Genomic DNA, 25,809 nt, shown 5'->3' on the forward strand with positions numbered 1-25,809 from the left:
ATGATAAATATACTAACTATCAAAGAAATACATAAAGCATATATTAAAAATGAAAAAAAAATAAAAGTAATAGAAAATTTAAGTATAAACGTAAAAAAAGGAGATTTTATTTCTATTCAAGGAAAAAGCGGATGTGGAAAATCAACACTCTTTAACCTCATAGCAGGAATTGATAAAATGGATTCTGGCGAAATAGTATCTTGTGGAATAGCATTAAAAGATGCAAATGAAAAAACATTAAGCTTATATAAAAATAAAAAAATAGGACTTGTTTTTCAAAATCATAATTTAATCGATGAATTCAATGTGTTTGAAAATATTATTCTACCTAAAATAATTGAAGGACAAGACAATTTAGAAAAAATAAATAGAAAAGCTCTAAATTTAATGAAAATATTAGAAATAAATGCAAGAGCAGAACATTATCCTTCAGAACTCTCAGGAGGAGAGGCACAAAGAGTAGCAATTGCTAGAGCTTTAATAAATGAACCAAATATAATATTATGCGATGAACCTACTGGAAACCTAGACATTAAAACTGCAAAAACAGTTGAATCTCTGCTAATAGATACTGCTAAAAAATTTAAAAAAACATTAATTTTAGTTAGTCATAATCCAGAATTTGCAAATAAAGCAGACATAAAATATGAACTTATAGAAAAAAAATTAAATAGAATATAATGCAACCAAATATTAAAGAACTGACAAAAATAGCATACATAATTTTCATAAATTCAAAAAACAAAAAGGCATTAATTGGCTCTGGGATATCTTTAAGCTTAGTAATGATTCCTTTAATTATTGTTTACTATATGTCAAATAACATCATGAATTCAACAATAAATAAATATATAGAAAACGAAGGATTCTCTGTACAAATTGAATATAATGAAGTTCAAAAAGATTCACGATTTAGATCGATATTAGAAAAATTTAAAAAAGAACATAAATATAATATGTTAAAATATTCTTTTGAAAGAAGAACCTATGGCATAATCGGAAACCTTAAAAAGCAAGGAACTTTAATAAGAGCAGTAGAATCAAAATTTATTGATGAAAATAAACAAATGAAATTAATAGAAGGTAAAAAAATCTTAAAACAAGATGAAATACTAATCTCAAAACAAATCAAAGATAAGCTTAATTTAAATATCAATGAAACTATTTATGTAGTAGTACCAAATAACAAGCATCAAAAAACAATACCTAGAATAAAGCAATTTAATATAACTGGAATAATTGAAACAGGAATAACAGAAATTGATAAAAACTTAGCTTTCATCTCACTACAAGACTCACACATAATGTCAGAAGAATTTTCTAAAAGTATAATTGGTATTTCCATTAATACTAATACCAAAGAAAAAATTGACTGCCTAAAGGAATCCCTAGTAAAAGAATTTCCAGAATATAAAATAAAAACATTTTATGAACTTTACTTCAGCAAATATACGAATCTAAAAACAAGCAAAAAGCTTTTATTATTTATAATGGCATTTATTATCATATTTGCAAGTATTAATATATCATCTTCTCTTTGCATGATAATACTTGAAAATAAAAAAAAGATTGCAATATTTAAATCAATTGGAATGAATAATTTAAGCCTTAAAATAATATTCATATTAATAGCAGCTGCTATAAGTTTAATATCTTGTATAATAGGAATATTCATTGGAAATTATATAATAATTAATATCGAATATCTAATTAACATGATAGACATAATCATTAACATAATTTCAAAAACATTTGGGGTTGAAAATACAGAATTTTTAAGCCCTGATTATTATGTATCTGAGTTTAATATTCAAATAAGTACTAAATTTAGTTTAATACTATTATTATCCTACACCTTACTAAGCATTGCAACAACACTTATTCCTCTAAATATCATTTCAAAACTTAAAGAAAAAGAAATTCTAAAGTAAACAAATAATTTTAAAGTTAATGCACTATGTTACATGAAAATTAATATACATGAAAATTAATAATTTTAATAGAAGATATCTCTTCTCTAATATTAGGATAAATCTCTTTCGGAAAGATAGTCTTCAATACAAAACTTTGTTTAGTATGCTTCTTAAGAGAAGAGTTTGATTCAGAAATTAACTTTCGTCGCAAAGATCTAATAGTTAAACCTCCTTTAGTGAGATAAGCAACCTCAACTTCTAAACTTTTAATATCGTCTTTTAAGTTATTAAACACCTCTATTAAAGAATTTGCCTCATAAATTCCGAAAGATTGTTTGAAGTAACTTCCAAGATATTTAAAATTCAAAATTGAAGAATTTGTGCACAAATTAACACTATAAATACTATCAACTTCACTAAAAAATTCAACTAAAAATATATCAAGAACCATCCTCTTAGGATGGCCTTTAATATCTTTCGGAATATTATGTATAAAATCAAGTGGAGCATATACACCCTTACCCCATCTATTAGGCAAATCACTTACCTTCTCATACACTTTATTAAACATAGGTCTACCTAAATCATCATAAATAGTAACACCATAAGAAATTTTTTTAATATGTTCTTTATTGGAAATAACTCCTGCCTTTAACTGGTAAGAATGGGCATCATCAAAAACTAATACCTTAGCTCCCTCAACTTCAACATAATACAATGCAGAAGAATCTGCTGAAAGATTGGCAGACTCAACGACTAAATCAGATGCTCTTGTGACTGAAGGCAGTTCTTGTTGTAATATATTTTCAGCAACACTATATTCACTAGTAAACTCTTCTTCTCCACCAATAAAAGAATATGCAATTGTATATGTAATAAATGAGACAATACCTATTAATACAAGACTTAATAATAATACTAGTATTCTATGTTTAAATTTTTTACTCTCATCATAAAAGCTTAAATCAATTCCACCTGTTATTCCAAATTCTCTAGCTTGCAATCCTATATTTATTGCTCTTTTATTTCCCTTGATATTATTTAATTTCCTTAAAACCTTGTCATAAAGATTTAAAAATGAAGCAAATATAGTTTTATTATGAAGAGAATATAAATATATATCTTCTAGCTCTTTTAAAGAAGATTTAAACTGACCCAACTGTTCTAACCTTTTTGCCCTTTCATATCCCTTATAAAAATGTACTTTAATATTTTCAATATCATTATCGGATAAATCTGCTCGTAAAATAATATCCTTTATATTTTTTTCTTTTAAGATCCTATTTTTATATTTATTTAAATTAGATAAATAAACTTTAACTCGTTCTTCAGAAGTCTTATTCATTATCTTCTAACTCATCAACCTTCTTCAAAAGCCAATAAGCAATATTTTTAGCAGTATCTTTCGTAATAGATATTCCAACAAAAGAATTTATTAAAATGATTTTTTCCTTAGAGCCTTTAATTTCTCCAGATATCTCTTCCAAGACACCTTCTTTAGTCTTAGTAAACACAATCTCCTCAGGTATTTCTGTTGCTTCAAAAACAAGGTCACAAAAAATCTCTCCAGTATTAGTTACATTTCCATAAATATTATTAACAGGCACTAACTTATAATCTTCAGCTTTTTCAAATCTATAAATTATTTCTTTCATAAAACGAATTATATCATAAAGATATACTCAAAATATAACAGAAAGATAATACCTATTATATTAAAAATAAAATATCAAATGTAAAATAATTTTCATTATCAAAATAAAACAATAAATAATGTTATACTTTTCTTAAAGTAAAAGCTTCATTTTAAAATGACAACAAAATAATAAAATAAAAGAAGCTTTAAAATGGAGGTTTATCTTATAAAAGATACAAATAAAAAAGCTAAAATTTTAAGAAAAGATTTTCCCATCTTAAATAAAACTATTAATAATAAAAAAATTATCTATTTTGATAACGCTTCTACCTCTCAAAAACCTAAAAATGTAATTTTATCTGAAGTCGATTATTACAAAAATTACAATGCAAATGTTCACAGAAGTGGACATGAACTTGCAATTAAATCCAGTCTAAAAATAGAAAAGACAAGAAAACTTGTAAAAAAATTTATTAATGCAGAATCCAATGAAAATATAATATTTAATTCTGGGACAACAGATGGAATAAATACAGTAGCAAATTCATTACTTTTTTCAAAAATTTTAAAAGAAAAAGATGAAATTATTTTAACAAACCTTGAACACAACAGTAATTTACTTCCCTGGATCAATATCTCTAAGTATTTAAATCTAAAAATTAAAATTGCAAAGTTTAACAAAATGGGACTTATTACATCATTACAAATACAAAACTTAATTACAGATAAAACCAAAATCATTGCTATATCTGGCATAAGCAATATATTAGGAACTTCTCAAGATTTAGAATCAATTGGAAAAATTGCTAAAGAAAATAAGATTATTTTTTTTGTAGATGCAGCTCAAATGGCACCCCACACAGATATAGATGTATGCAAAATAAACTGTGATTTTTTAGTATTTTCAGGTCACAAAATGCTTGCTCCAACAGGAACAGGAGTGCTATATATATCCAACAACATTATAGATAAACTTAATAGTTGTAAACTAGGAGGCAATACTATAGAAGACCTTTTCATAGAAAATGAAAAAATTTGCTTTAAACTTCTCAAATCTCCAAATAAATTTGAATCAGGAACTCCCAACATTGCGGGAATAATCGGTCTTGGCAAAGCAATAGAATACATTAATAATATTACAATGGAATTTATTAAAGAACATGACAAAGAACTAGTTAATTATTGCATTGAAAAATTAAAAGAAATTGATGAAGTCGAGTTTCTTCTAAACCAAGATATTAAAAGAAAAGCAATAATGTCATTTACAATAAAAGACATACATTCACATGATATTGAAACGTATCTCGCTGCAATGGGAATTGCAATCCGATCTGGCCGTATTTGTGCTTATCTTGCTTTCCTTTCAGAAAATATTAAAAAAAACCATCTTCTAAGAATAAGTTTTTATTTATATAATACAAAAGAAGAAATTGATACTTTTATAATTTGTCTGAAAAGTATAATAGCATCATTTCGCTAACCCTTTTATAATAACCATTACTAATTTTAATATTGATTTAATCAAATAAACTACTTAAAATTGAATTATGCTCTCAGAGAAAATAAAAAAAGAACTAATAAGACTAAGCAAAATAAATAAATACACTTTTAAAACAAATAAAAATCAAACTTTGACATATAAATCCAATTGCGGTGATCAAATAGCTTTTAAAATAAATATAGACATTGATAAAATCAGATTAAAATATAATGCATCAGGATGTATTATCCTCCTTGCAAGCGCTTATACATTAGCTAAAATATGCGATAACAAACCTAAAAAAGAAATATTAGAAATCATTACAAAGACAATTAATAAAAATTTTAAAAGTTTAGAAGAAATTGATACAAGTCTTAAAAACTTTGTAAATTTTATACACACGAATAGACAAGAATGCTTCATACTACCTTATAAAGCCCTAAATGAAAGTTTAAATATGATGAAATAAATTCTAATTCAAGGAAAATTATATGAAATAAGCTCTCGATGGTCTATATGATAATGAATGAAAATTAATGGATATAAAATAATAAAACCAAAGATTTTCAGATAACATCAAATAAAAGATCATCTCAAAAACCACCCCTCATACGGAAATATTAGTAATATAAAATTGTTCATTCTTTCCACAAGAAATTTCAAATTATTTTGGTAAAAACTTATAGCAGCAATGCTTGATAGAATCGATATTAGAGCTAAAAACAAATTATTGATTAACAAAAATTATTTCAAGAAAAACAAGAAAAAGTGAAAGTTCAATTGAAATAAAAAAGAAGATAATAAATACAATGAATATACAAAAACAAAAAATATAAAAACATTGAAATTTATACACGAAAGTTATAGCTTTAACACAAAAAATATTAAATGCACTACGGACTAGATAAAATATAAAAGATAAATTAATTTATATTTTTTTAACATAAACATATAAATTAGGATATACTCATTATCATTTAATATTAAAAATAAAAGTATAATTTATGTCTTAAACAAAAAAACTACCTCAAGATAACATAGAAAATAACTAATAAAATCATTAAGCATAAAAACAGTGAACAGTTTGTTAAAAATTTTAAAGCCTTCTGAAGGCTTTAAAATTCTATCTTATCAATATAACTCTTAAGTTGATTAGCAGAAGTCTTGAACTTTTCAAGTTCTCTATCACTAATTTTAAAATCAATAACTTCTTTAACACCATCTTTGCATATTATAGAAGGTGCTCCAATATAAATATCTTTAATAAAACCACCGTATTGACCATTAATATATGAAGATATAGGTAAAATAAGATTTTGATCACTAATTATAGCATTTACAATATTTTTAATTCCAAGTCCAATAGCATAATAAGTAGCACCCTTAAGTTTAATGACCTCATAAGCAGCATTAACAACCCGACTATGAATCTCAATTAATTCTTCCTCTTTTATTTTTTTCTCATTAATGTATTCAGATAAAGGTTTCATAGCGATCTTGGTTTCATCCCAAGTAGCAAAAGAGCTATCACCATGCTCTCCCATAATATATGAATGTATATTTTGAGTATTCACATAAAAATGCTCTGATAAAAAATATCTAAGTCTTGATGTATCAAGTGTTGTTCCAGTACCAATAACCCTATGAATTGGGAAATTAGAATATTTCATTGTAACATAAGTCATAATATCAACAGGATTACTTGCAACCACAAAAATACCACTAAAACCACTTGAAACAACGCTTGTAACAATATCTTTAAAGATTTTAGTATTTTTTCCAACCAAGTCAAGTCTTGTTTCACCTGGTTTTTGATTGAGTCCTGCAGTAATTACAACAATATCAGCATCAGAACAATCCACATAAGTTCCATATTTTATTTTAATATTTTTCTCTAAGAACATCTGTCCATGGTTTAAATCCATGACTTCACCTTTAGCTTTATCTTTAGCTACATCAATAATTACAAGTTCATGAACAAGTGAGTTATCTATTGTCAAAGCATAAGCAAAGCTCGAACCAACTCCCCCTGATCCAACAAGAACCACCTTATTACATTTAAGCATAAATCATCTCCATATAAAATTATTTCATATCAATAAAACAATTTTATAACATTTTAAAATACTTTTCCAACATTTTTTAATAAGTATTAAATATTCAATGATATAGTTAAAAATGCATTAAATTAACTTAATACCAAAATTATAAAAATAAACAAGATAAACAATTAAATGAACTTGATAAATTTTTAATCAAAAACAAATTTATATTCATTAAACAATTTTAATATTTCATTGAAATAACTTTTAAGACCACTAATACATGTATAATATATTCTCTATAAACACATTTTCAAATTAAAAGCCCAAATATTAACTTAAAAAAAGACTACCAAAATTAAATGAATCATGTATAATTTTTTTTATAAAATTTTCTAATTTCTCAATGATCTTTGTATTCCATAAACTATCATTACTTAAAAATGTAAAAATTAATACTAGAGACCTTTGATCTAAAAATTAAATTCAACCAATCTCTTAAGATTAAGATTATTAAAAAATTTATCAATTAACCAATAGTATTTCTAAATACTAACTATGATTCTTAAATTCCATTAAAATAATACCTAACTATCTTCTAATAAGAAGGCATAACCCACTTTTTGATTCTTGTTAAAAAGTAAATTTCTGTTCAATAATAATAGAATTGATATAGTCACATTCCTTTCTAAATTTCATTTTCTACTCTCATTAGACATAAAAATTCTTTAAAATTTTTACCTTAAAATATAAATTAAATATCTTAAAAATTTAAATATTATCTTACTTAAATTACTAATTTTTAAAATAAATCTGATTCAATTAATTCCTATGTCTTTTATTTTTTTATTAAAACTAGATTTAACCTCTTCTAAAAATTTATATAATTAGATACAAATCAAGATTTTTATAATCATATATTAAAGCTTTAATAAAGGGAAAACAAAAAATTGTACTACATTTTTTCTATAAATTCTAATCACTTTCTTCTCTTTTAAGTTATATACTTCTACTTTAATAATTTTAATAGACCTAAAATCTACAAACTAATTAAGTTCTTTAAAATATACAAAATGACAAACCTATTTCCTATTTATCTTCCGACTTCAGAACAGAAAGAAATGCACTCTGAGGTATCTCGACATTTCCTATCATCTTCATTCTCTTCTTACCTTCTTTTTGCTTTTCTAAAAGCTTTCTTTTACGAGTAATATCACCACCATAACATTTAGCAGTAACATCTTTTCTAACAGGTGAAATTGTCTCACGAGCAATAATATTTGAACCAATGGCTCCCTGAATAGCTATTTTAAACTGTTGTCTTGAAATCTCTTCTTTTAATTTTTTACAAATACTCATAGCTTTTATCCTTGCATTTTCTCTAAAGACCAACTGAGATAAAGAATCAACTTTGTCTCCATTAACTAAAATATCCAATTTAACTAAATCTGTTTCTTCATATCCTAATAATTGATAGTCAAAAGAAGCATATCCTCGACTTACAGATTTAATTTTATCGTAAAAATCAAAAAGTACCTCAGAAAGAGGCATTTTATAAATAACCTCAACTCTTCTTGCATCAAGATAACTTAAATTTTCTTGTATTCCTCTTTTAAATAAACAAATACTCATAATATTACCCAAAAACTCAGTAGGTACAATAATATTAGCTCTAATATAAGGTTCAAGAGCATTATCAATATACTCATTTCCAGGAAATTGTTCAGGATTCTCTATAAAATAAGGCTTCCCTTTTTTAGGAAAAATTTTATAACGAACTGAAGGAGAAGTCAAAATAACATTAAGTCCAAACTCACGCTCAATTCTTTCCTGAATCACTTCTAGATGTAGCAAACCTAAAAATCCACATTTAAATCCATGACCAAGTGCAGAAGAAGAATCTTTTTCAAAAGTAAGAGATGCATCATTAAGCTTAAGTCTGTTCATCGCCTTTAAAAGATCATCATACTGATTAGAATCAACTGGATAAACAGAAGAAAATACAACAGGTTTAACTTCCTTAAATCCCTCAAGAGGAAAACTTGCTGGCTTATCGAAAAGAGTTACAGTATCTCCAATCTTAACATCTGATATATTTTTTATTCCTGCAATAAAATATCCAACATCACCAGCTTCCAAAACATCCCTTTTCTCAAGAAATATTCTAAAGATTCCAATCTCTTCTACTAAATACTCCTTATCTGCATGCATAAATTTAATCTTATCACCTGTTTTAATTTGACCTTCAAAAATTCTAAAATGAACAATAACACCACGATAAGAATCATAATGTGAGTCAAAAATTAAAGCCTTCAACGCATTGTTAAAGCTGCCCTTAGGGGAAGGTACATATTTACAAATAGACTCAAGCAATTCATCAATACCTATTCCATTTTTAGCAGATATTGAAACAGTAAGACTTGAATCTATGCCTAAATCATGCTCTATTTGCTCTTTTACAAAATTCACATTTGCACTTGGTAAATCTATTTTATTAATAACAGGAATAATTTCAAGATTATGTTCAATTGCCATATAAAAGTTAGAAACAGTTTGAGCTTCAATTCCTTGACTTGCATCAATAAGTAAGACTGCCCCCTCACAAGATGAAATTGCCCTTGAAACTTCGTAAGAAAAATCAACATGACCTGGAGTATCTACAAAATTAAGCTTATAAACATTTCCATCTGTACTCCTATGCTCAATAGTAACAGCCTGACTCTTAATTGTAATACCCCTCTCTCTTTCAATATCCATGTTATCAAGCATTTGACTCTTAAAATCTCGATCTGAAACTATATTGGCCTTCTGTATAAATCTATCTGCCAAGGTTGACTTACCATGATCAATATGCGCGATAATACAAAAATTTTTTTTATAAGAATTAATATTCAAACTCCCTAAATCAAACTATAACATTTAGAAATACCACATTAATTTATATATTCTTATTCATTAAAAGATTTTTGATCTGAATCTTTGATTTCGAAACATAAGGTGAAAATTTAGGAGCAAGATCAATAATTAATTTCCAAGTATCTATAGCTCTCAATTTGTTTTTATGAGTATCATACATATAAGTAGCATAAGCAACCCTATACACTACTTCCCAAAAATCCGTAGATTCAAAACTAGATCTAATATCATTGTATTCATTTATTTTTTGAACAAAAGACCTTAAATTTTTAAACTTATAAAGAGGCTCATAGTAACTTACATATTCATTCATTCTAGTCAAAATACCAACAGCAGCTACAAGTCCATGGGTAATTGCAAGCTCGTGCGCCCCTATTTTCAAATACACTTTTGATAACAACTCATGAACATCAATAACATTATAATTTTTAAACCTATAAAGATTAAAAGTGAAATCAAGACCAGAGGTTCCTCTCACATTCTTTAAGTAAGAATCTAAATAAAATCCCATATTAAATTTATTGTTTGAAACACCTTCATGCTTATGCACAATATAATGATAATGATAATAATCATCGTTATTTGAAAATCTATTTAAAATCTCGTCTAAATAATCAATCATATCTACATAATTATTTTCAAATTCAGCCAGCCTAGCTAATGAAAAAAGTATATTCTTCTCAAAAGATTGATCTAATAAATAATCCTTATATTCCAAAGCCTTCTGAAGGTGTAATTTTTCAAGGACAACATTACCAGTCCTGCCATAAGCTATTGATAAGTAATAATTAGCTTCAGGATATATTCCCTTTCTAAGCAAAGCTTCCTGTAAATAACTAATAGCAACAGTAAGGTTAGACTGAATAAACTTTTCTTTATGATAAATAAGCTGTCTTCCTTTCTCAAGTAAAATCCAATAGGGTAATTCTTTATTTACTGATGCATTTACACTTAAAATAAAACTGAAAACTAAAAAGAATAAACATCTTTTTATCATAACAATAATAAATATATTAAATTTTCTCATAAATTGCGAGAAAATTTAATATTTAATTCCTCAAAATTTAAACAAACTTAAATATCATTAAGAATACCATTACAAAAAGGGCAACAGATTCTATTAATCCTAAAATCAAAAGATTTGTTGCAAATCCCTTGCCAGTCTCAGCAAAAGCATCACAAGCTCCGGCAGCAGCTCTTCCCTGAGCAAAGGCAGAAATAGAAATAGCAAATCCACCACCAAACCCCGCTCCAAATAATAACCAAGGATTTACCTGTCCCATAATCCCAGCTAAAGTATTCATTAGTATATATCCATATATTATTTGAGTTAAAGGTGCTGAAACAAAAACAATTAACAAAAATGGAGCAGACTTGCCTTGCATATAACATCTTTTCCATGCTCCAATAGCAGCACTTCCTGCAGCACCCATACCTAAAGCCGAACCTATCGCAGGTATTGTTAAAGCTGAATTAACTCCTATTAAACCTATATCCATACGTATCTCCTTATTTATTTTTTATTTTTCTAAAGGGCTTATAAGAATATCCATTCCACTCTTGACCCAAATGGTTTGAAAATTCAAGCATATTAAGTCTTACTCCATGAACAACAACAGACAATAAAGATAAAATTATATTTAGACTATGTCCAAACAGTATTATAATAATGCCACTTATTATAAGACCAATATTAGATGATTTTAATAAAGATGCTGACATACTATTAAAACTATCAGAAATTGCAAGTCCTGCAAGCCCAACAGCAAAAAGCCTAATATAAGATATTATGTCCGCAAATCCTGCTACAGTAGTCAAAAATTGTTCTATTATCCCAACCAAACTTTTTAATATACATATAAAGAAGTTTGAACCATCTTGATTTTCAAAAGTAAATACAAGAACAACTCCAATAAATATCATATTTAAAACAGAACTACCCACAGGAAATCTATCTTCTCCCAATATCAAATTAAGAACTACATAGTAAAGCCCAGAAATTACAATAATCCAACCTATTTGAGCAATTGCATGCATATGAGGCCTTTCCTTTATTTGTCGAATAAAATTCCATATATGAGCTAATAATATTTGTAAAAGACCTATTGTAAAACATATAAACATAATATTTCGCATACTGTTACTACCTGTTAAATACTCAATCTTAAAAAACTCTAAAGCAGGAAATAATTCAAGTATAAAAGTACCACTGCCAAACCAAGTACCAGTCATCGAACCATATATAATAGATGATATACTTAGATAAAATATTAAAGCATGAACAGATGTCAAAGGCCTCCTTTTAATTAAATTTACTAAACTCAGCATAATTCCAACTAATAAAAATAAAATACCATAAGCTGCATCACCTACTATCATTCCAAAAAACACAAAGAAAAATAACATAAAAATAAAACTAACATCTCTCTCTTTATACCCAGGAATTGTATCTAAAACATCAAAAATAGGTTTAGCAAGTTTAGCTAATCCTTTTCTTTCTACACAAGTTGGGACAATATCTTCTTTGTTTGGCTCTGCAAATTGCAGAGCAAATTTATCCCCAACCATATCTCTAAGTTTCTCTTGCTTATTTTCAGGAACAAATCCTGTAATATAAACAAAATCGTCATATTCTACATTCATATCAGCTATGACTTGTTCAAACTCAACCATCTGATCATATTCCCTTATCTCATCTTTTAAAACATCTTTATACTTATTTAAAAGTGATAATTGAGTTAACTTTTGATCTAAAATCTCGTTAACAATCTTTAATTTATTTTCAATTAAAATAAGATCAATTTCAAATTTATATTCCTCTGATGTCTCTATTGTTTGCATAGAATCATTAATAGCTATAAAATAAGCTAATCCTTTCACATTATTAATAAGAGCAACCTTAATATCAGAAGACATCAATAATTTTTTATATTCACTAATTCTAGACTTAAAAAATTGCACATAAATATTGTTTTCTTTCAATTGATTTACCAAATCAATAGAAAAATATCCCCAAAATGATATGCTATCTTTTTTATATAATAATTCTTGTCTTGTATCTCTAAGATCTTTAATCTCATTACCTAAATTAACTATATTTTTAGCAATATCCAAAAAATTTTCACTTGAAGATTTCAAAGTTTTTACCTCATAATCATCTTCAAGCAAAGCTAAAGCCTGTATAAAAATTTCCCTTGTTTCAACAATCTCTTCTAGAGATTTTGAAACTTTATTGCAAAAGTCAATGTGGACAACTCCCAGTTCTCTTAAATTCTCAAGCGCTTCTCTTTTATATTTCAACAAAGTCAAAAGTAAAACTTTTTTCATTTTCACAATCATAAATTCATTCCTACCTACTATCAATCAAACTGGCCTTGGCCATCTTTCCCCTTACAACAGCAGCTGTTTGTTGATCTCCAAGATAAACATTAATCTTCTTTATATTAGTTTTAGTTACAGGTATCATAACCTTCTCAAATAAGTTTACCCTCTGAGAAGTAACATTAAGCTCTGCCTCTAATAACCTACTCTGTTCATTCAAAACTTCAAGTTCTGCACTTATCTGAATTACACCCTTAATAACTTCTATCCCTCTATCTACCCAATAAGGAGTAGATAAAAGATCATACCTAATATCTTCATATTCAATAGAATCAAAAATAGGAATATTAATGCCTGCAATATTTGTAGAACCTCTAACTATCCTCTTAACTTGAATCCAATCCTGAAAAGGAAATTCTTCTCCAAATAAAGAAACCCAAGAACTAATATTTTCTCTTATTCTATCTTGCTCAAGCTCTTTCTCTCTCTTAATAATTTCCACCTTTCTAACTTCTAAATGAAGTTGTTGTTTCTTAAGTTGCAATGTGGGTAAATACCTACTAAACATTTTAAGACTATCTTTTTGTTTCTTAAGCTCATTTTTAGTTAATTTAACTTTACCAGCCATCTAAGCCTCTTTTTTAGGCCAATACTTTTCTACAAGCTCTGTCTTAATTCCAGTTTCTTTTGGATCAAAACAACTAGAAAGTATATCCCATCCTAAATCTAAAGCCTCTTCTAAAGGAATATTAACAGATAAATCCATCAATTTACTTTCAAACATATAACTATACTTAAGAAGCTTCTTATCCCAACTGGTCATATTAAATCCCATAGCTTTTTTCTCTATAGATTCCCTTGAAGATGCATAAAGCCTAATCATTGAGTCCATAATTGTTCTATGATCATCTCTTGTCTTACCATTAACCATCTGTTTAAGCCTTGAAAGAGATCCAAAAGGCTCAATTCTTCCTCCTTTTAAATAATATTGACCTTCAGTAATATACCCCGTATTATCAGGAACCGGATGAGTAATATCATCACCAGGCATAGTAGTAACTGCAAGTATAGTAATAGACCCTGCTCCTTCAAAATCAATAGCTTTTTCATATCGAGATGCAAGCTGAGAATATAAATCGCCAGGATAGCCCCTATTAGAAGGGACTTGTTCCATAGTAACAGCAATTTCTTTCATCGCATCAGCAAAATTAGTCATATCAGTAAGCAATACTAAAACTTTTTTCCCTTGAAGGGCAAATCTTTCAGCAACAGCAAGAGAAATATCAGGAACTGTCAAAGATTCAACAACAGAATTACTAGCCGTATGAACAAAAAATATGGTTCTACTTAAAGCCCCACCTTTTTCAAGAGAATCTTTAAAAGTTAAATAATCATCATTCTTAAGTCCCATTCCTCCAAGAATAATTAAATCAACTTCTGCCTGCAAGGCTATTCTTACAAGTAGTTCATTATAAGGCTCTCCAGATACAGAAAATATTGGCAACTTTTGCGATTCAACAAGAGTGTTAAAGACATCTATCATTGGAATTCCTGTGCGTATCATATTTCTAGGAATAATTCTCTTAACAGGATTAGCAGGAGGGCCTCCAATTTCAATTAAATCATCCTCAAGACGAGGACCCCCATCCTTTGGATTTCCAGACCCATCAAAAACCCTACCAAGCAAATTCTCAGAAAATGTAACTTTCATCGGATGACCCAAAAACTTAATTTGATCTGATGTTGAAACACCCCTTGTACCATTATAAACTTGAAGAGAAACCTTATTCCTATCTAACTTAATAACTTCAGCTAAAGAACTATTGTCTTTTGCATTTACAATAGCAAGTTCTCCATACTTAACATCACAAGCAGTAACAGTTATTACATTCCCAACAATAGACTCTATCTTACTGTATATTCTTTTCATCTTTATTCCCTCTAAAATTTAATTTTTTAGAATTGATTAAACCAGACAAAATAAACTCCAATTTATTAAATTTTTCTTCTTTAAAGTAAGTAAGATTCATGTCTAAAATATACTGTCTTAACTCATTAAAAAAATCCCTTGCTTCCAATTTATTTTCAAATTTAAAACTTGACTTCAAAATATTATATATAATATCAAACATATAATTTTGACGTTCAGGGCCAACAGCTGCATCAATATTATCAAAAGAATTTTGCTGTAAATAACACGAATCTAAAAGTTCTGCTTTCAAATAAACCAAGAAATCATTATTATTTATTCCTTCTTCTCCGACAACTTTCATCATCTGATTCACCTCATTGCCCCTTGCTAAAAACGATCTTGCATATTCTGTCTTCTCAGTATCAACAACTCCTTCATACTTACTCCAAGACTCAAGAGGACTAATAGCCGGAAATTTTCTAGCATCAGATCTTTCTCTTGTAAGGCCATGAAATGCTCCTACTACCTTTAAAGTTGCCTGAGTTACCGGCTCTTCAAAATTACCTCCAGCAGGACTAACAGATCCACCTACAGTTACAGAACCAACATTACCATTATTTAATACAACAATACCTGCTCTTTCATAAAATGATGCAATAACAGACTCAAGATAAGCAGGAAAAGCTTCTTCTCCAGGGATCTCTTCAAGACGACCTGACATCTCTCTCATAGCCTGAGCCCACCTTGAAGTTGAGTCAGCTAATAAAAGAACATCAAGTCCCATTTGCCTATAATATTCACCAATAGTAATAGCCGTATAAACTGAAGCTTCACGAGCAGCAACTGGCATAGAAGATGTATTACAAATGATACATGTTCTCTCCATTAATGACCTACCTGTTCTAGGATCTATAAGATCAGGAAATTCCTTAAGAGTTTCTACAACCTCACCTGCTCTCTCTCCACAAGCAGCAATAATTACAATATCAACATCAGCATTACGGCTTGTAACCTGCTGAAGGACTGTCTTTCCAGCACCAAAAGGACCAGGAATACAAAACGTACCTCCTTTGGCCACTGGGAAAAATGTATCTATTATTCTTGTTTGAGTTATCATGGGTTCACTAGGAATAATTCTTTCCCTATAGTTTGTAATAGGAATTTTAACAGGCCAATGAAATGACATAGTTATAATGTGTTTATCTCCAGCATCGTTTTCAATAACAGCAATCTTATCATCTACAGTATAATTTCCATCGCTAACAATCTCTACAACATTATAAGCATCTCTTTTATTAAATGGGATCATTATCTGATGTTTAACCGTACCTTCAATAATAAATCCAAGATAATCTCCTGAAGTAACAACATCACCCACTGTTGCAGTTGCTTTGAAATACCAAATTTTATTTTTATCAAGTGCTCTTAGATATAAACCTCTCTCTAAAAAAAAACCACATTGAGCAGCAAGTTCTGGCAAAGGATTTTGAAGACCATCATACACCTGAGTTAAAAGACCAGGACCAAGCTCAACTGTTAATAGTTTATCTGTAAACTCAATATTATCTCCAACAGAAATCCCCCTAGTCATCTCAAAAACCTGAGCATCAACTTCTCCATCCCTAACACGAATTATCTCAGCCTTTAGACTCCTACCAGCACTCTTAATAAAAACAACCTCATTCATGGCAACTTTACCAACAACCTCAATAGTAACTAAATTCCCAATTACTCCTATTACTTTCCCTTTTGTTTCCATCAAAATTCCTCTTTAATATTTCTACTCATATCCAAGCTTATTTTTTGACAAATGTCTGAAAAATTTTTCTTACCTACTTTTTCTATAAACAGGCATCTTCTTGAAACTAACATTAATTTCAAAAAATAAATTACTAATCTCTCAAAACTAAAATCATTCCCTATTTCAAGGTCCGTTAAAAATTGCCATCTTAACATATCAAGTCCTAATTCCACCTCAAAAGGATTTTCTTTAAGACAAATAGCTTTTAAAATACTTAAATAATAACCTGAAAAATAAGAAGAATCTAAATAAAAATCTCTTGATAGCCCTAATTTTTCTGCCCTAACATAAGCCAATGTATATTTTATCTCTTCTTCAAAATCAAGAAAGCAATCAATTAGATTTAAACTTCCTCTAACAATTACAAACTCTGACAAGTTCTTTAAAAATATAAAATCTTCTTTACTTAAAGCAATTTCAACATTCTCAAAAAAATTCGAAATACTTAATCCTCTTCCAATCTTTAAATCAAGATAAGGCAATGAAGATATAACATAATAATAAGGATTCAGCATAGTATCTCCCTCCCCCCCTTAAGCCATCTTAATAACTTCTTTAAATTTTGGATTTAAATATTCAAAAAGGATATCAGAAATAGTTTCTGCAGTAAAATCATAATACAGATTACTATCTCTTTGCTGTATTTTAAATCCCTTATTTATTCCTCTAAAAGGTCTAATTTCCACCTTATCCTTAAGTTTCTCGCTTATCTCTGTTCTTAAAAGAGACAATAAATCAGAAAAATCAGATTCATTAATTATGATGTCTATCTTATCTCCTCTACTCCAGCCATCTACAACCTTAACAATAAGCGTGCTCAAAAATTTAATGTCATACTGCTTAGAAACGGAACTCTTTAAAGCAGCCTCAAAAAGAGATTTAATGTTTTTCTCAGTACCAATAATCAAATCCCTAACAGCTTGACGAGATACCTCAAGAGCATGCCTCTTATATTCACTAACTTCCTTTTCTGCTTTTATTTTTAATTCTCTAATATCACCTTCAGCTTTCAAAACGATAGCAGCGGCTTCCTTCTTTGCATTGCCAACAATCTCGCTAGCCAACTTTTCAGCTTCTTCAAGTCCATCTTTCTTAATTCTACTTATCAGATCCTTAACTTCAAATTGCATGAGAACTCCTCAAGTAAATATAAAATATTCAAAACATTCAACAAATAGAGAAACTATATTAATAAATTTCAATATTAAAATACTATTACTAATATATAAAATATTCAAGGTTATTTTATATATACTTTAAGTATAAATCAAAATTAAATTTTTAAAATAAATCTATTTTTAATAATTTTGATTACTTTTAAACGCAACAGTTAACAAATTCAAAAATTAATTATTAAAAAAATCTCCGATAATTTTATAAACATTAATATCATGCACTACAAAAAGTTTTTTTCCTGGGAATTTTTCTCTTAACTTTTCCTTAAAAACTGAAATACCCCTATTTATTACCTTCATCCTAAATTCTATATTAACTATATCAAGAGTTATTATATCAATAATAATCAAGTATCCCCTGCCAAAATTAGAACCATACCCAGGAGTAAAAGATGTAGTCACACTAAAAAGTCCATCCGAAATACCATTAGCTGATTTGCCTCTAGAAGGTCTATTCGGATGTACCGTATAAGTACTACCAAATTCATTTTCAAGAACATTATCAACATAAAGACAAATATTAAATAACATATTCTCAAGTTCTTCAAACTTTGCTATGCCCATTTAAATTTCTACTATTGTTTTCCCAGCTCCTCCATTACTAGGATGAGCAAAATAATATTTCTTAATAAATTTTAACTCTTTCAGAAATTCATGAACGCTATTCATAAGAAGACCCTCTCCCTTGCCATGAATTATCTCAAATTTACTAATATTTCTTAATAACATATTATCTACATTCTTACTTAAAAAAGCTATAGCCTCAACTGCTCTCATTCCTCTAATATCTAGAGTAATACCTAATAAATCATCATCTTGACTTTCAAAAGAAAAACTGAATTTTCTCTGTAAACTATCTTTAGATTCTTTATTGATTAATATTTTTTCTAAATTAGAAGATGAAACCGTAATGTTAAAAACGCCAGTATTTACAACAAGTCCCTTTTTAGTAATACTTACTATTTCCCCTAAAACATTTGTATTGGTTATTCTAACTTTATCACCCACACTAAATTTGACATTAGTAGTAATTTCATTAGTAAGCATTTCAACTTTAGCAGTCTTGCCTGATATTTTCTCTGAAATATTGGATATAAACTTTTTATTATTGTGAAAACAAATCTTTCCTTCTTTTGTTTCTCTAACTAAATTCTCTAAAATTTTTCTTGAATAATTCAAAAACTCCTTTTGTTCATTTATAAGTTTTTCTTCTATATTTTTCTCTTTAAGAAGAATCTGCTTCTGCACATTATTAATCTCATTCTCTCTAAACTCAACAAGTTTAATCTTATTTTTTAAATTCTCTTCAATTAAATACAATTCCCTTTCCTTATCCTCAAGCTTTTCAAGTATTTTATTCACCTCTGTCTTGCTAGATGAGTAAATTTCTTGCGCTCTAAGCACAATATCAGGATGAATAGAAGACTTACTTGCCAAAACAAAGGCAAAACTTTCTCCTGGAAGAGAAAATATTAAATCATAATTAGGCTCCATTATCTCTAGATTCATCTGCATAGATGCATTTATAATACCTTCATGCGTATATGCAAAATACTTAAGAGCATTATAATGAGTAGATATAATCACATAACAATTAATTTTTATTAAATACTCAAGAATAGCTATTGCTAATGACTGTCCTTGCTCAATATCAGTGCCTGAACAAAATTCATCAAATACTAAAAGACTATCTATAGTTGCTCGCTTCAAAATATAAGAAATATTGCTCATATGACTTGAAAAAGTTGAGAGTGAATTTTCAATTGATTGTTCATCTCCAATATCAATGAAAATATTATCAAAAAGCTTAAAAGTGCTATTTTCATCAACAGGAATAGGAATTCCAAATTGAAACATAGCACTCAAGAGAGCAACAGTTTTTAAAGTTGCTGTCTTTCCACCAGCATTAGGGCCTGTAATAACTATAACTCTATTCTCAGATGGACAAAAATTTATCTCTTTTGCGTCCTGTATTAAAGGATGACGAGCATTTAAAATATTAAGGTTAATACCAATATTAGGAAATGTTCCTTGGGTTTTAATTCCATAAATTGCTCTAGCTTTAAGAGAATCATAATATAAAAAATTATTATAAAGATTTTTCAAAAGAAAAATTTGTTTGCGTATTTCACATGAAAGTTCATTTAGTACCCTTGAAATTATGCGTTCCTTTTCTATGTTTAAAAATTTCAATCTATTATTATTACTAATTATTTCATCTGGTTCAATATAAAATGTTTCACCAGAAGATGAGGTAGATATCACGTTCCCCTTAATTTTATTCTTAAAACTATTTTTAATTGCAATAGTATATTTATCTGATTTATAATAAATAAGAGTCGATGCTAAATATTTCAAATTTAAATCTATTATTTTCTTTATCTGTTTTTCTATTTTCTTGTCTAAATCTTTAATCTCAAAATTAATATCATCATAATCCTTAACAACACCCTTTTTTATCTTAAGCTCATCAATATCAATATAACTAGATAAAAACCTTAATAAATGCTTAAGGCCTGAATCCAGAAACAATATATCTTTTAAACTACCAATTTCATTTTTAGCTTTAAATTCATTTCTATCTAAGAAATAATTTATTCTTAGAACCTCTTCTAGAAAAAAAATAATATTTCTAATTTCTTCAATAGAAACTCTTGAATTTTCCTTAAGAATTAAAAAAATAGAATCACTTATGCTATATAGGCAAGAATTTGGATATTCATCATAAACTTCAATAAGATTCCTGATCAATTTAACAAAAAAACATAATTTATTAAGCTCTTCTTTATCTTTTATCATTCTCTGACTATCCAAAAGATTGATAGTATCTGGAATAACTACAAAAGAAGAGACTAATGATAATATTTGATAAAAATTAATCTTTTCTAGATATTCATCTTGCATAAACTCTATATTTCTTAAGCTCATCTAAAATTTTTAAGTAACTTTTATATCTAACCTCTGAAACTTTAAATCCAATTTGAGTCATTATAAAACAATTTGGCTCATTTATATGCAAGCAAGAATTAAACCTACACAAATCATTTAAATCACTGAATTCTCTAAAACAATATTTCAGCTTTAAATAGTCTAAAGTTTCAATTCCAAATTCTTTTATGCCTGGAGTATCAATTATTATTCCATTATCCGAATGAAAAGCCATGGAATAAACTGTAGTATGCCTTCCTCTTGCATATTTATAAGATATTTTATTTATAGCCTGAGTTGCTTTTAAATCAATCAAATTTATAAGCGAAGACTTACCCACTCCAGACTGTCCAATAAAAGAAGTTTTAGAATACTTAATAATTGATTTTAACTCTTCAATACCCTGTAAGGTAACAGCAGAAGTTAAAATAACTCTATAACCTAATTCTTCATAAACTTTAACTAAAGCTTCAGCTTTATTAGTTATACCCTCATCAACTTTATTTAGCAAAATAATAGGATTAATTCCTTGTTCTTCAGCAACTATTAATATCCTATCAATAAATGAATTTTTTATCTCAGGCATCGAAGCAGAACTAACAATTAAAATACTATCAATATTTGATATAATAACTTGCCTAAGACCAGCCTTTTTATTATAACGCCAAAACTCATTTTTACGATACAATCTTTCTTTGATATATATCTTACATTTGTCATAAACATCTCCTAGCACAAAATCACCAGGTACCAAAGGGCTATATTCCTTATTTTGAACATTTAAAATCTTACCTTTAATAACTCCTTCATAAATTAGATTCGTTTTAACTTCGATAACAGAATAAATGTTATTAACACCCCAAAGAACTTCAAATATAAGGTCATTCAATTAATTATTCCTTTAAATTGAAGACCATATTTTTCACAAAAACTTTTATAAAAGCACAAATTTTCTTCTTTTGTTAAATAAAAGCAATTTGTAAAAGCATCATCATTATTAGTAATTTTTACTGTTCTGACAAGTTCATTTACTACAAATTCACGATTTTCATAAACAGGAATTTCCAAAAATTTTTCAATCATATCTTTAATATGCAAATAATGAGTACATCCTAAAAAAATTACATCTCTTTTGCTAGCTTCAACCTCTATTTTTAAAGATTTTAAACACCTAAATGCATCCTCTTTAAAATTATCTCCACACTCTACAAACCTTATAAGTTCTTCAGCAATCTTTAAAACTAAATCACCATGTAATTTCTTTTCGTTTTGAACAAATTCGCTATTAATAGTAGCATATGTTGCTATTAAAATAACCTTTTTGGATAACAGTTCTTTTACTAAACTAACTGAAGGCAAAGTATATATTATGGGAAAATTAAAATCTAGCTTACCATATGTAATAACAGATAATGTATTACAGGCAAAAACAATTGAAGAAATATTATAAATATCTCTCAATTTTAAAATTAGCTTCAATATCTCTTTTAAAAGAAATTCTGAAGTCTTTTCTCCATAAGGAAAATTTTTATTATCCGCAATATAAACATAGTTTTTATTATTGAGTCTATTTTTTATATATTCAAAATAAGACAATCCACCTATCCCTGAATCAAAAATAATTGCCACATCTTTTGAATTGTTCATATTCTTGCTTTAAGCTTAAGTATAAGTATTAATATATTTTCTTTCAATAAAAAATAGCAAAATATTAAAGTCAACATATGCCAAAATTAATGTATATAATAAAAATTAATATATATATAATATATTTAAGTATATTTAAGCTATAATAGTTATAAATTAAGTTATGTTAAGAGGAAGTATGTACAAAAGTATAAAAGATATTATAGACAACCCTATAATAGAAAGTAAAATCACAGTAAAAGGATGGATTAGGACAAAGCGTAGTAATGGTAAAATTTCATTCGTCGAAATAAATGACGGCTCAAATATTAAGGGAATACAAGCTGTGATTGACGAAGAAGACTCTAAATTTCAAGAGGAAGAACTTAAAAGACTTGTAACAGGAGCAAGCATATCTTTAACAGGTATTCTAACTTTAAGCCCTGCAAAAGGACAAAAACACGAAATTAAAACAATAAGTTTCGATATAATTGGAGAAACAAATCAAGAAACATATCCTTTACAAAAAAAAAGGCATTCTTTTGAATTCTTAAGAGAAATTCCTCACTTAAGAATACGAACTAATACATTTGGAGCTATTGCCAGAATTAGAAATCAAATTTCTTATAAAATTCATGAATACTTCCAAAAAAATGGATTTATATATGTAAATACTCCAATAATCACATCAAATAATGGGGAAGGATGTGGAGAAATGTTTCGAGTTTCCACTTTAGATTTTAATAATATTGAAAAGGGTAAAGAAATTAACTTTAAAGATGATTTCTTTGGAAGAGAAGTATTTCTTGATGTAACTGGACAATTACACGGTGAAGCATATGCAATGGCCTTATCAAAAATATATACATTTGGTCCGACATTTAGAGCAGAAAATTCCAATACAACACGACATGCCTCAGAATTCTGGATGATTGAACCTGAAATAGCATTCTATACACTTGAAGAAAATATTAAATTAGCAGAAAATTGCCTTAAATATGTTCTCAAAGAAGTTATGAACAATTGTAGTCAAGATATGGAATTCTTTGAAAATTTTATTGAAAAAGGTCTAATAAAAAAAATTGAAAACGTAATAAATTCAAAATTTGAAGTTATTAGCTATACTCAAGCGATTAAAAAACTCGAAAAAACAAATAAAAATTTTGAGATAAAGCCTTATTGGGGAATAGATCTGCAAACAGAACATGAAAGATATTTAACAGAAGAAATTTTCAAAAAACCCACGGTAATTATAGATTATCCAAAAGAATTTAAAGCATTTTACATGAAAATAAATGAAGACAATAAAACTGTGAAAGGAATGGATATTTTAGTTCCACGAATCGGAGAAATTATTGGAGGCAGTGAAAGAGAAGACAATCTAGAAAAATTGAATAAAAGAATAAAAGAGCTAAACTTGGATGTTGAAGCTCTTAATTGGTATTTAGATTTAAGGAGATTTGGATCAACCCCTCATTCCGGATTTGGACTTGGCCTTGAAAGGTTAGTTCAATATGTAACGGGAATGACTAACATTAGAGATGTGATACCATTTCCAAGAACTCCTAAAAATATTTGCTTCTAATAAAGAGACAGGAGAAAAGGGAGAAAAGAATGAAAATAAAAATTTTATGCATGGTAATGCTAATAATGTTATCAACTTCAATATTGTTCTCAGAAGAATCAAAGGAAACTCTAAAGATATTAAAGATATTCACAGATACAAATAAAGGATTTATTTTAAAGACAAAATCAAACGAAAATAAAGAAGATATTAGAATTAATCAATTAAGTAAAATACAATATCCACAAAAATTTTATAACTGTAATCTTATAGCACAGAAAAATTATAAAAAAATAGAAAATAATATATCATATAGAAAAAATGAAGACTCAAAAATTACTACAAATAATAACATAGAAATAAGACAATCAAGTAAAATACAATATCCAAAAGACAGACTAAATATAAGAGAAAACTTTTCAAAAAAAAACACATGGTATAACATTAAAATTTATCCAAATTATAATAATGACAACTTCAAAAAAATAAAAACAATAAACGCAATAAATAACAAAATGAAAATACAAATAAACAAAGAATTTGCTTTAATTGGACCAATCTTAGAAGATAATTTAGGAACAATGACAAAAATACTAACAACAAAAGGATACAACGATCTAGAGTACATAAAAATTGAATAATATTAAACTTTTTTTGACAAAAATTTTAAAATATCACTTAATTCATCATCTATAATTTTAAAGTTTAGCTTATGTTCATCTTCTGTTAAACCTATTAATTCGTGATTACAATAATGAATCCAAGTATTTACCTCTGTACCTGAATATTTATTTACATAATAATCAGGCTCATATTTCACATTCCCTCTATTTTTATAATCATAAACAGCAATTTTAATATTTTGACTGTCTATGCCTCTAGAAAGAACTTTTTCTTTCAAATGCATAATTGTACGGCCAGTATCAAAAATATCATCAACAAATAAAATATTATCTCCTGTTCTTAAATATTTAGGATCATAAGTCCATCCATCTATCATTATCTCTTTTTGAGAATTATATACACTGTAAGACCTTGCTACAACAGCAGCATAAAGAAGGGGTTTTTCAATCTTAATAAATTTAAAAAACTCACTAATAATATTACCAAGATAAGCTCCCCCTCTTAAAGAAACATAAATAATATCAGGAATAAATCCATCTTTGTATATTTTATAAGCGAGTTTAATTCCATTTACCCTTATTTCTTCATAAGAAATGAATTTTTTCACCTAAATAACTCCTCAAAAAATACATAAAAATTAATATTTGTACAAAAAATCATTATTATATTTCTCTCATTTGCTATTAAAGTATAGTTCAAGCAAAAAACCTCACAATAATACATTACTTAAAACCTCTTTTAGCTTCGTACATAGAAGAAAATTCAGGACCAGCTTAGGCATTATATCTAAACTTAATTAAATTGGTTAAATATAAAACTTACCTATAAATAACAATTAGATAGACATAAAGAAATATATCTTCAAGTCTAT

23 protein-coding genes are annotated in these 25,809 nt (G+C 27.5%); 6 read left to right on the plus strand and 17 right to left on the minus strand.

Annotated elements, in window-relative coordinates:
- Positions 1-681, plus strand: a complete 681-nt coding sequence (locus tag F0310_RS00380; protein ID WP_182116997.1) for an ABC transporter ATP-binding protein — start codon at positions 1-3, stop codon at positions 679-681.
- Positions 678-1,931, plus strand: a complete 1,254-nt coding sequence (locus F0310_RS00385; RefSeq protein WP_476577982.1) for an ABC transporter permease — start codon at positions 678-680, stop codon at positions 1,929-1,931. Before F0310_RS00380 ends, F0310_RS00385 begins: the two co-directional genes overlap by 4 nt.
- A gap of 40 nt (positions 1,932-1,971) precedes the next feature.
- Here the strand turns inward: F0310_RS00385 and F0310_RS00390 are convergent, their stop codons facing one another.
- Positions 1,972-3,258 (minus strand): hypothetical protein, encoded by a 1,287-nt coding sequence (locus tag F0310_RS00390; RefSeq protein WP_182116999.1) that lies wholly within the window; start codon positions 3,256-3,258, stop codon positions 1,972-1,974.
- Positions 3,251-3,568, minus strand: a complete 318-nt coding sequence (locus F0310_RS00395; protein ID WP_182117000.1) for a hypothetical protein — start codon at positions 3,566-3,568, stop codon at positions 3,251-3,253. Before F0310_RS00395 ends, F0310_RS00390 begins: the two co-directional genes overlap by 8 nt.
- A 192-nt stretch (positions 3,569-3,760) precedes the next feature.
- On the opposite strand from F0310_RS00395, the gene F0310_RS00400 reads away from it, so the two are divergent.
- On the plus strand, positions 3,761-5,029 hold the full coding sequence (locus F0310_RS00400; RefSeq protein ID WP_182117001.1) for a cysteine desulfurase: 1,269 nt from the start codon (positions 3,761-3,763) through the stop codon (positions 5,027-5,029).
- Positions 5,030-5,096: 67 nt separating this feature from the next.
- Positions 5,097-5,498 carry an iron-sulfur cluster assembly scaffold protein gene (locus tag F0310_RS00405; protein ID WP_182117002.1) on the plus strand — a complete coding sequence of 134 codons (402 nt, stop codon included), beginning with the start codon at positions 5,097-5,099 and terminating at the stop codon, positions 5,496-5,498.
- A 646-nt stretch (positions 5,499-6,144) separates the two neighbouring features.
- On the opposite strand, the gene F0310_RS00410 is transcribed toward F0310_RS00405, so the two are convergent.
- The 14 genes from F0310_RS00410 to murI all read right to left on the minus strand — a co-directional run bounded on the left by F0310_RS00410 (position 6,145) and on the right by murI (position 22,771).
- The gene (locus F0310_RS00410; protein ID WP_182117003.1) at positions 6,145-7,095 is read right to left on the minus strand and encodes an L-lactate dehydrogenase; all 951 of its coding nucleotides are present in this window, start codon (positions 7,093-7,095) and stop codon (positions 6,145-6,147) included.
- Between the two features lie 1,065 nt (positions 7,096-8,160).
- Complete coding sequence (gene lepA, locus F0310_RS00415; RefSeq protein WP_182117004.1) at positions 8,161-9,966, minus strand: translation elongation factor 4; 1,806 nt, start codon at positions 9,964-9,966, stop codon at positions 8,161-8,163.
- Between the two features lie 43 nt (positions 9,967-10,009).
- Positions 10,010-10,984 (minus strand): tetratricopeptide repeat protein, encoded by a 975-nt coding sequence (locus F0310_RS00420; protein WP_182117005.1) that lies wholly within the window; start codon positions 10,982-10,984, stop codon positions 10,010-10,012.
- Between the two features lie 67 nt (positions 10,985-11,051).
- The gene (locus tag F0310_RS00425; RefSeq protein WP_182117006.1) at positions 11,052-11,486 is read right to left on the minus strand and encodes a V-type ATP synthase subunit K; all 435 of its coding nucleotides are present in this window, start codon (positions 11,484-11,486) and stop codon (positions 11,052-11,054) included.
- A 10-nt stretch (positions 11,487-11,496) separates the two neighbouring features.
- Positions 11,497-13,326: a V-type ATP synthase subunit I gene (locus tag F0310_RS00430; protein WP_182117007.1), complete on the minus strand. Its 1,830-nt coding sequence runs from the start codon at positions 13,324-13,326 to the stop codon at positions 11,497-11,499.
- Between the two features lie 10 nt (positions 13,327-13,336).
- Positions 13,337-13,936 carry a V-type ATP synthase subunit D gene (locus F0310_RS00435; RefSeq protein ID WP_182117008.1) on the minus strand — a complete coding sequence of 200 codons (600 nt, stop codon included), beginning with the start codon at positions 13,934-13,936 and terminating at the stop codon, positions 13,337-13,339.
- Entirely contained in the window at positions 13,937-15,238 is a 1,302-nt protein-coding gene (locus F0310_RS00440; RefSeq protein ID WP_182117009.1) for a V-type ATP synthase subunit B, read from the minus strand. It abuts the gene before it with no gap.
- On the minus strand, positions 15,219-16,979 hold the full coding sequence (locus F0310_RS00445; protein ID WP_182117010.1) for a V-type ATP synthase subunit A: 1,761 nt from the start codon (positions 16,977-16,979) through the stop codon (positions 15,219-15,221). Before F0310_RS00445 ends, F0310_RS00440 begins: the two co-directional genes overlap by 20 nt.
- Positions 16,979-17,536, minus strand: coding sequence for a DUF2764 family protein (locus F0310_RS00450; RefSeq protein ID WP_182117011.1), 558 nt, complete (start codon positions 17,534-17,536; stop codon positions 16,979-16,981). Before F0310_RS00450 ends, F0310_RS00445 begins: the two co-directional genes overlap by 1 nt.
- 18 nt (positions 17,537-17,554) lie before the next feature.
- A complete protein-coding gene (locus F0310_RS00455) occupies positions 17,555-18,151 on the minus strand; it encodes a V-type ATP synthase subunit E (protein ID WP_182117012.1) in 597 nt (198 codons plus the stop codon).
- Positions 18,152-18,367: 216 nt separating this feature from the next.
- Positions 18,368-18,760, minus strand: coding sequence for a hypothetical protein (locus F0310_RS00460; protein ID WP_182117013.1), 393 nt, complete (start codon positions 18,758-18,760; stop codon positions 18,368-18,370).
- The gene (locus F0310_RS00465) at positions 18,761-21,100 is read right to left on the minus strand and encodes an endonuclease MutS2 (RefSeq protein WP_182117683.1); all 2,340 of its coding nucleotides are present in this window, start codon (positions 21,098-21,100) and stop codon (positions 18,761-18,763) included.
- Positions 21,090-22,013, minus strand: coding sequence for a ribosome small subunit-dependent GTPase A (rsgA, locus tag F0310_RS00470; protein ID WP_182117014.1), 924 nt, complete (start codon positions 22,011-22,013; stop codon positions 21,090-21,092). Before rsgA ends, F0310_RS00465 begins: the two co-directional genes overlap by 11 nt.
- Positions 22,010-22,771 carry a glutamate racemase gene (gene murI / locus F0310_RS00475; protein WP_182117015.1) on the minus strand — a complete coding sequence of 254 codons (762 nt, stop codon included), beginning with the start codon at positions 22,769-22,771 and terminating at the stop codon, positions 22,010-22,012. Before murI ends, rsgA begins: the two co-directional genes overlap by 4 nt.
- A gap of 178 nt (positions 22,772-22,949) precedes the next feature.
- On the opposite strand from murI, the gene asnS reads away from it, so the two are divergent.
- Both asnS and F0310_RS00485 read left to right on the plus strand, forming a co-directional pair.
- Entirely contained in the window at positions 22,950-24,335 is a 1,386-nt protein-coding gene (gene asnS / locus F0310_RS00480) for an asparagine--tRNA ligase (RefSeq protein WP_182117016.1), read from the plus strand.
- Positions 24,336-24,364: 29 nt separating this feature from the next.
- Complete coding sequence (locus F0310_RS00485) at positions 24,365-24,955, plus strand: hypothetical protein (protein ID WP_182117017.1); 591 nt, start codon at positions 24,365-24,367, stop codon at positions 24,953-24,955.
- Positions 24,956-24,957: 2 nt separating this feature from the next.
- Here the strand turns inward: F0310_RS00485 and F0310_RS00490 are convergent, their stop codons facing one another.
- Positions 24,958-25,545, minus strand: a complete 588-nt coding sequence (locus F0310_RS00490; protein WP_182117018.1) for a phosphoribosyltransferase — start codon at positions 25,543-25,545, stop codon at positions 24,958-24,960.
- Between the last annotated feature and the right edge of the window lie 264 nt (positions 25,546-25,809).

The sequence above is a fragment of the Borrelia sp. A-FGy1 genome, from assembly GCF_014084025.1.
Classification (GTDB): domain Bacteria; phylum Spirochaetota; class Spirochaetia; order Borreliales; family Borreliaceae; genus Borrelia.

Coding starts and splice junctions, on each gene's coding strand:
- F0310_RS00380 (WP_182116997.1), top strand. CDS start 1: ATGATAAATATACTAACTATCAAAGAAATACATAAAGCATATATTAAA.
- F0310_RS00390 (WP_182116999.1), bottom strand. CDS start 3,258: ATGAATAAGACTTCTGAAGAACGAGTTAAAGTTTATTTATCTAATTTA.
- F0310_RS00395 (WP_182117000.1), bottom strand. CDS start 3,568: ATGAAAGAAATAATTTATAGATTTGAAAAAGCTGAAGATTATAAGTTA.
- F0310_RS00400 (WP_182117001.1), top strand. CDS start 3,761: ATGGAGGTTTATCTTATAAAAGATACAAATAAAAAAGCTAAAATTTTA.
- F0310_RS00405 (WP_182117002.1), top strand. CDS start 5,097: ATGCTCTCAGAGAAAATAAAAAAAGAACTAATAAGACTAAGCAAAATA.
- F0310_RS00410 (WP_182117003.1), bottom strand. CDS start 7,095: ATGCTTAAATGTAATAAGGTGGTTCTTGTTGGATCAGGGGGAGTTGGT.
- F0310_RS00420 (WP_182117005.1), bottom strand. CDS start 10,984: ATGATAAAAAGATGTTTATTCTTTTTAGTTTTCAGTTTTATTTTAAGT.
- F0310_RS00425 (WP_182117006.1), bottom strand. CDS start 11,486: ATGGATATAGGTTTAATAGGAGTTAATTCAGCTTTAACAATACCTGCG.
- F0310_RS00430 (WP_182117007.1), bottom strand. CDS start 13,326: ATGATTGTGAAAATGAAAAAAGTTTTACTTTTGACTTTGTTGAAATAT.
- F0310_RS00435 (WP_182117008.1), bottom strand. CDS start 13,936: ATGGCTGGTAAAGTTAAATTAACTAAAAATGAGCTTAAGAAACAAAAA.
- F0310_RS00440 (WP_182117009.1), bottom strand. CDS start 15,238: ATGAAAAGAATATACAGTAAGATAGAGTCTATTGTTGGGAATGTAATA.
- F0310_RS00445 (WP_182117010.1), bottom strand. CDS start 16,979: ATGGAAACAAAAGGGAAAGTAATAGGAGTAATTGGGAATTTAGTTACT.
- F0310_RS00450 (WP_182117011.1), bottom strand. CDS start 17,536: ATGCTGAATCCTTATTATTATGTTATATCTTCATTGCCTTATCTTGAT.
- F0310_RS00455 (WP_182117012.1), bottom strand. CDS start 18,151: ATGCAATTTGAAGTTAAGGATCTGATAAGTAGAATTAAGAAAGATGGA.
- F0310_RS00460 (WP_182117013.1), bottom strand. CDS start 18,760: ATGGGCATAGCAAAGTTTGAAGAACTTGAGAATATGTTATTTAATATT.
- F0310_RS00465 (WP_182117683.1), bottom strand. CDS start 21,100: ATGCAAGATGAATATCTAGAAAAGATTAATTTTTATCAAATATTATCA.
- murI (WP_182117015.1), bottom strand. CDS start 22,771: ATGAACAATTCAAAAGATGTGGCAATTATTTTTGATTCAGGGATAGGT.
- asnS (WP_182117016.1), top strand. CDS start 22,950: ATGTACAAAAGTATAAAAGATATTATAGACAACCCTATAATAGAAAGT.
- F0310_RS00485 (WP_182117017.1), top strand. CDS start 24,365: ATGAAAATAAAAATTTTATGCATGGTAATGCTAATAATGTTATCAACT.